This window comes from Pulveribacter suum (genome assembly GCF_003013695.1).
Lineage (GTDB): Bacteria > Pseudomonadota > Gammaproteobacteria > Burkholderiales > Burkholderiaceae_C > Melaminivora > Melaminivora suum.
Map to the genome: position 1 here is coordinate 3,284,544 of NZ_CP027792.1, position 12,928 is coordinate 3,297,471.

The 12,928-nt window shown below is 67.2% G+C and carries 14 protein-coding genes; 2 read left to right on the forward strand and 12 right to left on the reverse strand.

Annotated features, from left to right (window positions below):
• Positions 1–3: 3 nt before the first annotated feature.
• The 7 genes from C7H73_RS15070 to gspE are packed head-to-tail and all read right to left on the reverse strand — an operon-like array spanning position 4 to position 5,889.
• Entirely contained in the window at positions 4–822 is an 819-nt protein-coding gene (locus C7H73_RS15070) for a general secretion pathway protein GspK (RefSeq protein WP_227001365.1), read from the reverse strand.
• 32 nt (positions 823–854) lie between these two features.
• Positions 855–1,532, reverse strand: coding sequence for a prepilin-type N-terminal cleavage/methylation domain-containing protein (locus tag C7H73_RS15075; RefSeq protein WP_106847405.1), 678 nt, complete (start codon positions 1,530–1,532; stop codon positions 855–857).
• A gap of 11 nt (positions 1,533–1,543) precedes the next feature.
• Complete coding sequence (locus C7H73_RS15080) at positions 1,544–1,918, reverse strand: type IV pilus modification PilV family protein (RefSeq protein ID WP_264371569.1); 375 nt, start codon at positions 1,916–1,918, stop codon at positions 1,544–1,546.
• 26 nt (positions 1,919–1,944) lie between these two features.
• The gene (locus C7H73_RS15085; protein ID WP_106847407.1) at positions 1,945–2,394 is read right to left on the reverse strand and encodes a type II secretion system protein; all 450 of its coding nucleotides are present in this window, start codon (positions 2,392–2,394) and stop codon (positions 1,945–1,947) included.
• A 28-nt stretch (positions 2,395–2,422) separates the two neighbouring features.
• Complete coding sequence (gene gspG / locus C7H73_RS15090) at positions 2,423–2,869, reverse strand: type II secretion system major pseudopilin GspG (RefSeq protein ID WP_106847408.1); 447 nt, start codon at positions 2,867–2,869, stop codon at positions 2,423–2,425.
• Between the two features lie 28 nt (positions 2,870–2,897).
• Positions 2,898–4,157 carry a type II secretion system F family protein gene (locus C7H73_RS15095; RefSeq protein ID WP_106847409.1) on the reverse strand — a complete coding sequence of 420 codons (1,260 nt, stop codon included), beginning with the start codon at positions 4,155–4,157 and terminating at the stop codon, positions 2,898–2,900.
• Entirely contained in the window at positions 4,150–5,889 is a 1,740-nt protein-coding gene (gspE, locus tag C7H73_RS15100) for a type II secretion system ATPase GspE (RefSeq protein ID WP_106847410.1), read from the reverse strand. Before gspE ends, C7H73_RS15095 begins: the two co-directional genes overlap by 8 nt.
• Before the next feature lie 287 nt (positions 5,890–6,176).
• Between gspE and C7H73_RS15105 the strand changes: the two genes are divergently transcribed.
• Positions 6,177–7,910, forward strand: coding sequence for a hypothetical protein (locus C7H73_RS15105; RefSeq protein WP_227001366.1), 1,734 nt, complete (start codon positions 6,177–6,179; stop codon positions 7,908–7,910).
• Here the strand turns inward: C7H73_RS15105 and rfbC are convergent.
• The 5 genes from rfbC to C7H73_RS15130 all read right to left on the reverse strand — a co-directional run bounded on the left by rfbC (position 7,907) and on the right by C7H73_RS15130 (position 12,185).
• The gene (gene rfbC / locus C7H73_RS15110; protein ID WP_106847412.1) at positions 7,907–8,452 is read right to left on the reverse strand and encodes a dTDP-4-dehydrorhamnose 3,5-epimerase; all 546 of its coding nucleotides are present in this window, start codon (positions 8,450–8,452) and stop codon (positions 7,907–7,909) included. The two genes, C7H73_RS15105 and rfbC, sit on opposite strands and share 4 nt — an antisense overlap.
• Entirely contained in the window at positions 8,452–9,339 is an 888-nt protein-coding gene (gene rfbA, locus C7H73_RS15115) for a glucose-1-phosphate thymidylyltransferase RfbA (RefSeq protein ID WP_106847413.1), read from the reverse strand. Before rfbA ends, rfbC begins: the two co-directional genes overlap by 1 nt.
• A 10-nt stretch (positions 9,340–9,349) precedes the next feature.
• Positions 9,350–10,243: a dTDP-4-dehydrorhamnose reductase gene (gene rfbD / locus C7H73_RS15120; protein ID WP_106847414.1), complete on the reverse strand. Its 894-nt coding sequence runs from the start codon at positions 10,241–10,243 to the stop codon at positions 9,350–9,352.
• Complete coding sequence (gene rfbB, locus C7H73_RS15125) at positions 10,240–11,307, reverse strand: dTDP-glucose 4,6-dehydratase (RefSeq protein WP_106847415.1); 1,068 nt, start codon at positions 11,305–11,307, stop codon at positions 10,240–10,242. The genes rfbD and rfbB overlap by 4 nt, the downstream gene beginning before the upstream one ends.
• A 101-nt stretch (positions 11,308–11,408) precedes the next feature.
• On the reverse strand, positions 11,409–12,185 hold the full coding sequence (locus tag C7H73_RS15130; protein ID WP_106847416.1) for a type III pantothenate kinase: 777 nt from the start codon (positions 12,183–12,185) through the stop codon (positions 11,409–11,411).
• Positions 12,186–12,346: 161 nt separating this feature from the next.
• On the opposite strand from C7H73_RS15130, the gene lysM reads away from it, so the two are divergent.
• Positions 12,347–12,862: a peptidoglycan-binding protein LysM gene (gene lysM, locus C7H73_RS15135; protein WP_106847417.1), complete on the forward strand. Its 516-nt coding sequence runs from the start codon at positions 12,347–12,349 to the stop codon at positions 12,860–12,862.
• Positions 12,863–12,928: the final 66 nt, after the last annotated feature.

Genomic DNA, 12,928 nt, shown 5'->3' on the forward strand with positions numbered 1-12,928 from the left:
CGTTCAGGATTTTCCGCCGTAGGCGCGACCGACAGTAGATGTCATTCGAAAAGTGTGCCAGGGAGCACCATCCGGGGAGCGCGCACTAAGGTCAACGCTACGTGCCACCTGGACGAATCCGCCATCGGCCATGGGTACGGTTGCTTGTACACGTAACCGACGGGAGAGCGCTGCGTCGATCAGCGCTGGATCTAGCGCAGTAGTGTCCACCGCGGCCTCTCCTGCGTCACGGCGTGCGGCCATTTGTGCCGCCATGGCCTTGTTGCCGCCGGCGAGTACGACCAGCACTTCCAGCGGCGCTGCCAGGGGGTTGACACGCCCAGACCCTTGTAGGTCGGCTGTAAAAAGCCCGCTGAGTCTAGCATAGAGGTCATACTCGATGCCGGGCACACGCAGCAGATCCTCCTCGGCTTCGAAGCGACGGGGAGCACCCTTGCCGTCGCGCTGTTCTCGCGCCTGCACGACAGCCCGCGCAGCCGCCTCGGCAGCGTCCGGCGAGAGTCCGCCTGCCACATGGAAAAGCCGCTGCAACAGCGGCACAGCTGCCCTGTTGATGTCGACCAGGCCACTGAGTGGCATCACCTCCACCTGCATGGGCACGTCGTGGAAGCTGACTTCCACGCGGGTCAGGCGCGCCACCGGCTGGTTGCCTGCGAGTAGCGCCTGCAGCGTCATCTGAATGGCCGCGTCCCCCAGCGCCTGCGCCTGCGCCTCCTGCCTAGCGTGCGCGACAGTGCGGCTTTCAAGGCGCAGGGATTGCGTCAGGCCAGTGGCGATGACGCTCAGCGCAGCGACGATCCATAGCACCGCAACCAGGGCCATGCCGCCACTCGCACGTTTCAGGAACGACGTCCTCATCTGCCGCCGCCTCCGAAAGACGGCCCGCTGGAGCGCGGATCGCTGGCGGGGAGCACTCGCAAGGGGATGACCAAGTCGGGCCAGTCTCCCGCACCAGAGTTGATCGAGATGCTGATCCGGTCGGGCAGGCGAGTCGGCTCAGCCCATTCGGGCGCCCATGCGGGAGGCTCGTCTGTTGCGTCCTGGTATTTCAGGGCCATGCCCCGCACATCTGACAACAAAACCACGCTACCCGTGCTCGCGGAATGCCAATCGGGAAAGTTTGCCGCATTCGTCCAGGGCACATATGACAGCACGAGCTGGTGGCTGTCGAGCAATTGCAGCCGGAAATGATGCCGCCCGGCCGCCCCATAGCGCGCGGGCATCACCCCGACCCAGCTCACGGTCGCCGCGCTACCGGCAAAGAAATAGGGACTGGCCCCTGCGGCAACGGGCAAGGTGGTCTTTTCTGCAGAAACCCTGCCCAGTACCGAGCGCAGGAAGCTGCTGACAATGCGCAGGTCGTCCATGCGCTGCAGCCGGGCATCCACCCGCTCTTCGGTCTGGGAGGCAGTTCGCAGCGCCGCGCCGGTCGCCAGCATCACGAGTGACAGCAGCACCATAACGACGAGCAGCTCCACCAGCGTGAAACCGCCCTGCGCTGCATGACGTGATTGCGCGCCAGGCGACTGCATGTGCCAGCTTCTCATCTGCGAACCTGCGCCGGAGGTTTGCGTTGCGGCCGCAGGGTCGCAAGCTCAAGATCGCGCTGTTGCCGGCCGTCGAACCATGTAATGGAGACGAGCACCTCATATAAGGGGGGCACGGTTGGGCCTGCCACGCCAGTGGCATAGGGTGCAGACTGAACGCGCCAGCGATAGCCCGCCGTTTCGCCCTCTTGCTGCCAACCGCCCTCGGGTACGGTATCGCGTAGCGAGAGCAGCGACTGCGCTAGAACGACCGCACCCTGGTAGCGCTCGATGTCACCCGCTCCGCGCGCGCTCGTACCCATGATGCGATAAAGCAATCCCAGGGACATGGCAAGAATGGCGAAAGCAACCAGCAGCTCAAGCAGCGTCATCCCCTGCATCCGGCGCCAGGGTCGCGTCATGGCAGCAGCGTTTCCGGCGTCACCCGGCCAGACAGCCAGTCCACACGCAGCCGCGTGCCCACGCCGGGGGCACGCAGGATTTCGATGCTGCCGCCGGTAGCACCGCCCGAAGGCAGGAAACGTATGGAGGCCTCGCCCTGCGAGGAAACATCGCGGTCAGCCACCGTAGCGCGCAGCTGCAGCGGCTCGGGCAACACCTTGAGCGCGACCTCGTCCCATCCATATTGCCGTTTTTGCAGATCCAGTACGAAGCGTGTTTCGCGCCCTTCGCTCAGGGCCGCGGCACGGGCTGCTCGCAACTGGCTGAACATGGTGCGTACGGCATCCCGGTATTGGGACGCTTCACGCATCCGGTCATAGGCGGCAGGCACGAGCGCGGCCACTAGCGCCAGGATCGCAAAGACCACCAGCAACTCGACCAGCGTGAAGCCGCGCTCGCGCTGCATGCAAGCATCCCGCCGCTATGCGCGACGCTCAGGGCGTGTTGCGGATGTCGGCGTTCTCGCCATCACCACCAGACGCGCCATCAGCGCCCAGCGAGAGCAGCTCGACGCTGCCGCTGGTGTTGGCATAGCGGTACGGATGGCCCCAGGGATCGGTAGGCACGCCACCCTTGAGATAGGGGCCCGCCCAGCCGTTGGCGCTCCCCGGCTTCTTGACCAGGGCCTCCAGGCCTTCTTCCGTGGTGGGGTAGCGGCCTACGTCCAGCTTGAACAGCTCCAGGGACTTGTCCAGGTCGGCGATCTGCACGGCGGCCGTCTTGGCCTTGGCCCCACCCAGCTGATTGAGAACGCGGGGGCCCACCAGGCCCGCCAGCAGTGTCAGGATGGCGAGCACCACCAGCAGCTCGATGAGCGTGAAGCCGCGCGCGCGGCGGCCTGAGGGACTGCTGCTGGCGCAGCGGGAGCGAAAGCTCTGCATGGGGGAAGGCTCCTGGAAGAAACGAAAGCTATACGGCGAGGTCATTGATGGACAGGATCCCGAGCAGGATGGAGACGATGATGCCGGCGATCAGCACCCCCAGCACCAGGATGAGCACCGGTTCGACCAGGGTCAAGAGGCGCTTGATGCCTGTTTCCACCTCGCGGTTGAGGATGTTGGACAACTCCAGCATCATGGGGCCGATGCGGCCCGTTTCCTCTCCCACTCGGATGAGGTTGATGGCCAAAGGTTCAAAAATGCCGGTGAGCGAGATGGCCTGCACCACCTTGCCCCCCTCCTTGACGATGGGCGCCACCTTGGCCAGCGCCTGCTGCAGCACGGCGTTGCCCACGGTGTCGGTGGCGATGTGCAGCGCCGTGAGCATGGGCACGCCGTTGCCCAGCAGGGTACCCAGCGAACGCGAGAACAGCGTGAGCTGATAACGCAGCGCCAGGCGGCCCACCAGCGGCAGGCGCAGCAGCCGCGTTTGCCACCACTGGCGGCCCGAGGGTGAGCGCATCCACCGCATGAGCACCATGAACCCGCCCACTGCCGCCACGCCGATCAGCAGGCCGTACTGCCTAAAAGCATGGCCCACCTCCATCACGATTCGCGTGGGCAGCGGCAGCGCGTCGCCCATGTCGGTGAACAACTTTTCGAACTGCGGCACCACGAAGCCGAGCATGGCGATCAGCGACAGTACGGCCACGGCCAGCAGGATGGCCGGGTAGATGGTGGCAGACACAACGCTCTCGCGCAGCGCGCGCTGGCGCTCCATATGCTCGACCAGCCGGTCCAGCACGGCGGACATCTGGCCGCTGACCTCGCCGGAGCGCACCATGTTGATGTAGAAGTCGCCGAACAGCTCGCGGTGCGCGGCCAGAGCGCGGCTGAGCGGCGTGCCGCCCTTGACGGCCTCCAGCACGCCCTGCACGAGCGCCCCTACGCTGGGCTTGTGGCTCATGTCGATGAGCACACGCAGCGCGTTGTCCAGCGCCAGTCCCGCGCGCAGCATGATGGCCAGCTCGGAGGTGAGCGCCAGCACGTCGGCAGCATTTACCGGCCCCCTGGCCTGCCGGCTGCGCGCAGGCGCGGTGACTGCGGCCCCTGGGGACGCGGCGGCAGGCGCTCCCGGCGTGAATTGCGCACTGGCCGCATCGTCGATGCGCAGCGGGGTAAGTCCTTGCTCGCGCAGCTGGCGCAGCGCCGCGGCGCTGCTGGAGGCGGACAGCCGCCCCTCCTCGACCTTGCCGGAGGCCGTGGCCGCCCGCCAGACGAAATCAGGCATCGCTCTGGTCCTGCGTGACGCGCGCCACCTCGTCCAGCGTGGTCACGCCGGCGGCCACCTTGCGCAGGCCGTCTTCATACAGGCTGAGCATGCCCCCCTGCGTGGCCAGCAGATGCAGGGTGCCCGCGTCCTTGCCATCGATGATGGCGCGGCGCATGGGTTCATCCAGCACGAACAGCTCGTGAATGCCGGTGCGGCCGCGGTAGCCCGACTGGCGGCACTGCCCGCAACCCACGGCGCGGTAGATCGGCTGGCCGGCCTGCGCAAAGCGCGCCAGGCCGGTGCTGGCGCGCACCTGCTCGCCCGGCTCGTAGGGCTGCTTGCAGTGGCTGCACAGCGTGCGCACCAGGCGCTGGGCCAGAACGCCGTTGACCGAGGATGTGATGAGGTAGCTCTCCACTCCCATGTCCTGCATGCGGATGACGGCGCCAGCGGCCGTGTTGGTGTGCAGTGTGGACAGCACCAGGTGGCCGGTCAGAGCGGACTGCACGGCAATCTGCGCCGTCTCGCCGTCGCGCATTTCGCCAATCATGATGATGTCGGGGTCCTGGCGCAGGATGGAGCGCAGCGCGTTGGCAAACGTCAGGTTGATCTGCGGATGCACCTGGATCTGGTTGATGCCCTCCAGCTGGTACTCCACCGGGTCCTCGACGGTGATGATCTTGTTGGCCTCGGAGTCGATCTTGGACAGGGCCGCGTACAGCGTGGTCGTCTTGCCCGAACCCGTGGGCCCGGTCACCAGCAGGATGCCGTGGGGGCGCGACAGCAGGTCGTTGAAGCGAGCCAGCGTGTCCTGCTCGAAGCCCATGGTGTCCAGGTTCAGGCGCACGCTGGCGCGGTCGAGCACCCGCATGACCACGCTTTCCCCGTGCACCGTGGGCACGGTGGACACGCGCAGGTCCAGCTCGCGGCCCTTCACGCGGGTCTTGATGCGGCCGTCCTGCGGCAGGCGGCGCTCGGCGATGTCCAGGTGCGCCAGCAGCTTCACGCGCGAGCCGACGGCGGCCGACAGGCGCGGCGGCACCACCTCGCCAGGATGGATCACCCCGTCCACGCGGTAGCGCACGTGCAGGCCGTCGTCGAAAGGCTCCAGATGGATGTCGGAGGCGCGCAGGTCGATCACGCGGCCGATGATGGTGTTGACCAGGCGGATGACGGGCGCCTCGCTGGCCAGGTCTTTCAGGTGTTCGACGAAGTCGCCGCCATCCAGGCCATCGCCAAACAGGCCATCGTCATTGTCGTCCTGTGCTTCCTCGACGGGCTCAGCCAAGGCTTTCTCGATAGCGCTTTCCAGGGCCAGATGAGGCACCACGTGCCGCCCGGTGGCCAGGCGCAGCGCCTTGAGCACGAACGGATCCTGCGGCGTGGCCATGGCCACGTGCAGTTGGCCTTCAGGGGCCGCCAGCGGAAATACGCCGTGCGTCTGCAGGAATTCCGGCAGCAAACCCTCGACGTCCGGCATGGCTTCCGGAAAAATCTCCGCCGCAATAAAGGGAATCTGCAGCTGCCGCGACAGGGTGTGGGCCACATCCACCTCGGAGACCAAGCCCAGACGTACCAGCACCCGGCCCAGCAGGCCGCCCATTTCCTGCTGCGCCAGCAGCGCACGCTCGATATCCCGAGCACTCACCTTGCCCTCTTGGACGAGCAGCTCGCCCAGGCGCGGGCGCGGAATGTCTGGGCCCTGTACGAGCGTGGGCTCGAGGCTGTCGAGGGTGGAGAAAGTCGTCATGGAGAAGCGGAAAACGGCGCGCCGGCCTGTATCTTCAAGGAGGCCGCCCGGCACGAGAGCCAACAAGTGTACCTGCGCGGCTCCATGGCCATGCCTTACAGTCCGACGCCGCCCGGCAGGTCTTTTCCTTCACAGTTTCCTTGCTTATGCCCCCAGCCACGACATCCGCCCTCACCCGAATCGCCGCCCTCTCGGCAGGCGTCGGCGTGCTGGCTGCCGGAGCCTGCGGCGCCCTGTGGCACCAGCGTGCAGCGCAACCGCAGGACGCCAGGCAGCCGGCTGCGCAAATGCTGCTGGCGCCCATGATCGGCGTGATGGAGCCGTGCATCGACCAACCGCCGGAGCAGCCGGATATGCCCTCCTCGCTCACGCAGCGCTGCGCCGCGCCGCAAGGCTCGGCTGGTGCCTTGGTCGAGGCCACGCTGCGGCAGCTGGACGGCGGCCAGCCGGGCCGCTACACCCTGGGCTACACGCTGGCCGTGCCGCTGCTCAAGCTGTTCAAGCCCTCCGGCGAGGGCTGGGTGATCGACCAAGCCATGGTGGATCGGCTGGTAAACACGGTGCGCGATGTGCGCCGCCCGGTGGTGCTGTACTTGTTTTCCACCCATTTCGAGGCGCAGGCTCCGATCGAGGCCGCGCTGGCAGACGACAGCGCCAACAGGGCCTGGACGCAGAACGGCCCCCTCGGGCGCGACCGCTACTACGACTCACAGATCTACAACTGGAGCCTGGCGACGACCAACAACAGCCTGACCCAGCGGCGGGTGCAAGCCATGCGCGCCGTGCTGGACGCCACCTGCCGCTTGGCACCCGAAGAGCGCAGCCGTGTACGGGCCGTGACACTCCTAGGGGAGCTGCACCACCTGTTCCCCGACTTCCAGGGCGGCATGGGCTTCGAGTCACCCTACCGCATCACGGACTATTCTGCCGCCTCCGTGCAGGGCTTCCGCGCGCACCTGGCGCAGCAGTGGGACAGCATCGCGCGGCTCAACCGCTTTTTGGGCAGCGACTACGCTTCATTCGATCAGGTCAATTCGCCATCGCGCGATATCCGCTCGCAGCCTTTGAGGCGTTACACCGAGCACATCGATGCCTTTGCCCATGGCTGGCTGCCCGTCTCCGGCTGGGCGCACGTAGCCGCGCCGGTGCCGGGGCATGTGCCCCGCGTACATGTGTACCTGGACGGCCAACCCCACGGCCGCGCGTCGGTCACGCTGAACCGCCAGGACGTACTGGCAGCGCGTCCCGAGTTCGCCACGGCCGACACCGGCTGGCGCCTGGATCTGGACTTTCGTCGCCTGCCGGCCGGCGTGCACCGGCTGGACCTGTTCCTGGAAGACCGGCCGGGCCACCTGGTGCGACTGGGCGAGCGCCGCATCGCCATCATGGACCGCCAACAGAGCACGCCACGCGAGCAGCCGCTGCGCGGCGCACTGCCTGCCGCCCAGGTCGCAGTAGCCGGCACGGAGTTCCACGTCGACTCTCCCCGCGAGCAGTCGGCGTATTACTACAACCCACTGGTGCCGCTGTGGCACGACTTCAGGGCAAGGCAGGTGACGCGCTATCTGGAGTTCTTCGACCGGCAGGTAGCCCAATCTTGCCTGGCCGATGTGCCCCGCTACACGCACCAGATCATTCCCTTCACCAATCCGGGCTGGGACGCAACGCGTTTTGCCATCGAGGACTCGCTGCGCCCCCACGGCGCACTCCGCCTGGGCGTGAGCCTGTATGGCGAGGCGGCCTATGGCCGCTCGTTCGCGCAGTGGCTGCGCCGCTCGGGCCAGCAGCGCTACGGGGTCACGGAGTTCCATCCGCTCAAGGCGATGGGACCGAGCGAGCTCATGCAGGTGCTGGACACCCATGCCAACCAGGGAGCGCAGTTCCTGTCGTTCTTCCTGGAGCCCGAATGGGAAGGACAGCGCGTGCCGCGCGGGCACAACCTGTTCTCGTTCGACCCGCAGAACCCGCAGTTCGGCTCGGACGTGCTGTACCGCTCAATGCAGAAGGGCTTGAAGCGCTAGTCGAAGAGCGGCGCGTAGGCCAGCGCCGCGCCCTGCGCGTCCTTGGCCGACAGGCTGGGCTGCCCCTGATACGGCCACTGGATGCCCAGTTGCGCATCGTTCCACGCAATGCAGCGCTCATGCTCCGGCGCGTAGTAGTCGGTGGTCTTGTACAGAAAATCCGCCGTCTCGCTCAACACCACGAAGCCGTGCGCAAAGCCAGGCGGCACCCACAGCTGGTGCTGGTTGTCCTCGGACAGCACCGCGCCCACCCATTGGCCAAAGGTAGGTGAACTGCGGCGGATGTCCACCGCCACGTCCCACACGGCGCCACGCGCCACGCGCACCAGCTTGCCCTGGGGTTGCCGGACCTGGTAGTGCAGCCCGCGCAGCACGCCGCGGCTGCTTCGGCTGTGGTTGTCCTGCACGAACTTGTGGCGGGTGCCGGTGGCCTCGTCGAAGGCACGCTGGTTGAAGCTTTCGAAGAAGAAGCCGCGCGCGTCGCCGAAGACCTTGGGCTCGATCAGCACGACGTCAGGGATGGAAAGGCGAGTGGCCTTCATCAGTACACCTTCTCTCGCAGCAGCCGCTGCAGGTATTGGCCGTAGCCGTTCTTGGCCAGGGGCTGGGCCAGGTGCTCGAGCTGCTGTGCATCGATCCAGCCGCTGCGCCAGGCGATCTCTTCCGGGCAGGAGATCTTCAGGCCCTGGCGCTGCTCCAGGGTGGCGATGAACTGGCCGGCATCCAGCAGGCTCTCGTGCGTGCCGGTGTCCAGCCAGGCATAGCCGCGGCCCATGATTTCCACATGCAGCTGACCCTGCTGCAGGTACAGGCGGTTCAGGTCGGTGATCTCCAGCTCGCCGCGGGCAGAGGGCTTCAGGCGCTTGGCCAGCTCCACCACCTGCGCGTCGTAGAAGTACAAGCCGGTGACGGCGTAGTTGCTCTTCGGACTGGCGGGCTTTTCCTCCAGGCTCAGCACGCAGCCCGAGCCGTCGAACTCGGCCACGCCGTAGCGCTCGGGGTCGTGCACGTGGTAGGCGAAGACGCTGGCGCCATCCGTGCGCGCGTCGGCGCTTTCAAGCAGTTCGTGGAAATCGTGGCCGTAGAAGATGTTGTCGCCCAGCACCAGCGCGCTCGCGCTGCCAGCCAGGAAGTGTTCGCCGATCAGAAAGGCCTGCGCCAGGCCATCGGGGCTCTCCTGCACGGCGTAGTGCAGGCTCAGGCCCCACTGGCTGCCGTCGCCCAGCAGCTGCGCAAAGCGCGGCGTGTCCTGCGGAGTGCTGATGATCAGGATCTCGCGGATGCCCGAGAGCATCAGGGTGCTCAAGGGGTAGTAGATCATGGGCTTGTCATAGACGGGCAGCAGCTGCTTGCTGATGGCCAGCGTGGCCGGGTGCAGCCGCGTGCCGGAGCCGCCGGCCAGGATGATGCCCTTGCGTTGTGTCGTCATAAGAGAGGGATCAGAGGATCTCGGCCAGCATGCGCGCCACGCCCTGCTGCCAGGGCGGCAGCTGCAGGCCGAAGGTGGCCTGCAGTTGGCGCGTATCGAGGCGCGAGTTGTGCGGGCGCCGCGCCGGCGTGGGAAAGGCGCTGGTGGGCACGGGCGCCACTTCGGTCGCCTTGATTTTGATAGCTGCTGGCGCTTGCTGCGCCTGGGCTAGCACGTATTTTGCATAGGAATGCCAGTTGGTCTCGCCACCGGCCACGCAGTGGTACAGGCCGCCGTCCTCGGGGCGCGCCTGCAGGTGGCGGATGGCATGCGCCGTCACGTCGGCCAGCAGGTCGGCGCCGGTGGGCGCGCCCCATTGGTCGTCGATCACGGTGAGGCGCTCGCGCTCCGAACCTAAGCGCAGCATGGTCTTGGCGAAGTTGCCGCCGCGCGCGGCATAGACCCAGCTGGTGCGCAGGATCAGGTGGCGACAGCCAGATGCTTCGATCAACTGCTCGCCCTCCAGCTTGGTGGCGCCATAGACGGACAGGGGCGCGGGCACATCGGCTTCAGTCCAGGGACGGCTGCCGCTGCCGTCGAAGACATAGTCGGTGCTGTAGTGGACCAGCCAGGCACCCGAGCGGGCGGCCTCTTCAGCCAGCACGCCGGGGGTGGTGGCGTTGAGCAAGCGGGCCAGCTCGGGCTCGCCCTCGGCCTTGTCCACGGCGGTGTGGGCGGCGGCGTTGACGATCACGTCCGGGCGCAGCGCGCGCACGGTCTCGCGCACGCCTTCGGGGTTGGCAAAGTCGCCGCAGTGCTGCGTGCTGTCGTGGTCCAGTGCCGTGACGCGCCCCAGCACGGCCAGGCTGCGCTGCAGCTCCCAGCCGACCTGCCCCCCGCTGCCCAGCAGCAGGATGTGCGTCATGCCGCGGCGCCCTCGTACTGCCGGGCGACCCAGTCGCGATAGGCGCCGCTTTGCACCTGCGCCACCCACTCGGGGTGCTCCAGATACCACTGCACCGTCTTCTTGATGCCGGTCTCAAAGGTCTCGGCCGGCGTCCAGCCCAGCTCGCGCTCGATCTTGCGCGCGTCGATGGCGTAGCGCCGGTCGTGGCCGGGGCGGTCCTGCACGTAGGCGATCTGCTCGGCGTAGCTGTTGCCCCCCGCGCGCGGGCGCAGCTCGTCCAGCAGCGCGCAGACGGTCTTGACGATGTCGATGTTGGCCTTTTCGTTCCAGCCGCCGATGTTGTAGGTCTCGCCCAGCCGGCCCGCCTCAAGCACCCGGCGGATGGCGCTGCAGTGGTCGCGCACGTACAACCAGTCGCGCACCTGCATGCCGTCGCCGTACACGGGCAGCGCTTTGCCGGCCAGGGCGTTGACGATCATCAGAGGGATGAGTTTTTCAGGAAAGTGCAGCGGGCCGTAGTTGTTGCTGCAGTTGGTGGTGAGCACCGGCAGGCCGTAGGTGTGTGCCCAAGCGCGCACCAGGTGGTCGCTGGCAGCCTTGCTGGCCGAGTACGGGCTGTTGGGCTCGTAGTTGTGCTCTTCGGTGAAGGCCGGGGCGTCCGCCGCCAGGGTGCCATAGACCTCGTCGGTGGACACGTGCAGGAAGCGAAATGCTTCCTTCTCTGTCGCTGCCAGCGCGCTCCAGTACTGCCTTGCGGCCTCCAACAGCCTGAAGGTGCCGACCACATTGGTCTGGATGAAGTCCTCGGGGCCGTGGATGGAGCGGTCCACGTGGGACTCGGCCGCGAAATTGACAATAGCCCGTGGGCGGTGCTCGGCCAGCAGGCGCGCCAGCAGCGCGCCGTCGGCGATGTCACCCTGCACGAACACGTGGCGCGCATCGCCCGACAGGCTGTCCAGGTTGTGCACGTTGCCGGCATAGGTCAGCTTGTCCAGGTTGACGACCGGCTCGTCGCAGGCGGCCAGCCAGTCGAGCACGAAATTGGCGCCGATGAAGCCGGCGCCGCCAGTGACCAAGATCATGGGTGAGAAGTCTTTCCTTGTACTGCAGCGGTGCTGCCCGGCGCGGCCGGGCCAAAGCAGGCGATTGTCTCAGCTGCGCCGTGCGGGCGGCCGCCAGTCGCTCACAAGGGCGCCGGCGCAAAGCGCCGCGCGGCAATCTCCAGCAGCCCATCGAAGATCAGGTTTTCCACCAGCTCGAACGGCCGCGTCATGCTGGGCGCCATCTTCCAGCCCGCGCCGCCGGTCATCATGCACACCGGCTCCTGGTTGCAGTGCGCCAGCAGGTGCTGGTACATGCGCTCCACGGCACCGGCGATGGCGTAGGTGCCGCCGCTGGTCAGCGCGTCGCTGGTGTTGGACGGAAACAGCCGCACCTCGCCCGTGGGCACGTGCAGACCGGCGGTGCCGCTCTCCAGCGCGCGCAGCATGATGCCGTGCCCGGGCAGGATCAGCCCGCCCAGGAAGCGCCCCGAGGCGTCCAGCGCCTCCACCGTCACCGCCGTGCCCACCATCACCACGATCAGCGGGCGCGCCGGCCCCTGGGCCAGCATGCGGTGGCGCGCGCCGATCATGGCCACCCAGCGGTCGGCGCCCAGGCGCGTGGGGTGGTCGTAGCCATTGCTCACCTCGGCCTCTTCGGACGAGGACACGACCCAGCGCGCCGGCACGTCCCACAGCTCCATCTGCTCGGCCACGCGGCGCTTGACGGCGTCGCCCGCCACCACGCAACCCAGCATGTGCGTGGGCACGGGCAGCTGCGCCCACGGGCCTTCGCCCAGGCGCTCGATATGGTCCAGGAACTCCACGCCATGGGCGTGCACCGCTGCGCCGGGCCGGGCGGACTCGAACAGCGCCCACTTCAGGCGGGTGTTGCCCACGTCGATGGCGAGAAATGTCATGGGGGCGGATTATCGCAACGGCGGCGCGCCCCGCGCACGTCGGGGCGGCTTTGTCAACGATGGTGAGGCGGGCGCCCGTCTGACACGGCGCGGGCGGGCGCTCCGCTTACAGTGGCCCGCACCCTTTCCAACTGTTTCCCGCAACCACAAGGAGTTTTGCCATGGGCCTGTTCAGTTTCGTCAAGGAAGCCGGAGAAAAGCTGTTCGGCGGCAAGGATGCACACGCTGCCACGCCGCCGGCCGCCGCCGGTGCCGCCGCCCCCGCACGGCCTTCGCAAGAGGACCTGAACGCCAAGGCGGGCAAGGCCATCGAGGGCTACATCGCCGCGCAGAACCTGGGCGTGAATGACGTCAAGGTGCAGTTCGACGGCAGCCAGGGCAAGGTGACGGTGCACGGCACGGCGCCCACCCAGGCCGTCAAGGAGAAGGTGACGCTGTGCTGCGGCAACGTGGCCAGCGTAACTGGCGTGGACAACCAGATGAGCGTCACCAACCCCGAGCCCGAGGCGCAGTACCACGACGTGGTCAGCGGCGACACGCTCAGCGCCATCGCCAAGAAGTTCTATGGCGACGCCAACAAGTACAACGCGATCTTCGAGGCCAACAAGCCCATGCTGAGCGACCCCAACAAGATCTACCCGGGCCAGAAGCTGCGCATTCCGCCGCTGTCTCAGTAACGCCCGGCTTCAAGCCAAAATCGGCTGCCAGCGCTTGCCAAACAAGCGCTGGCAGCTATTTTTTTG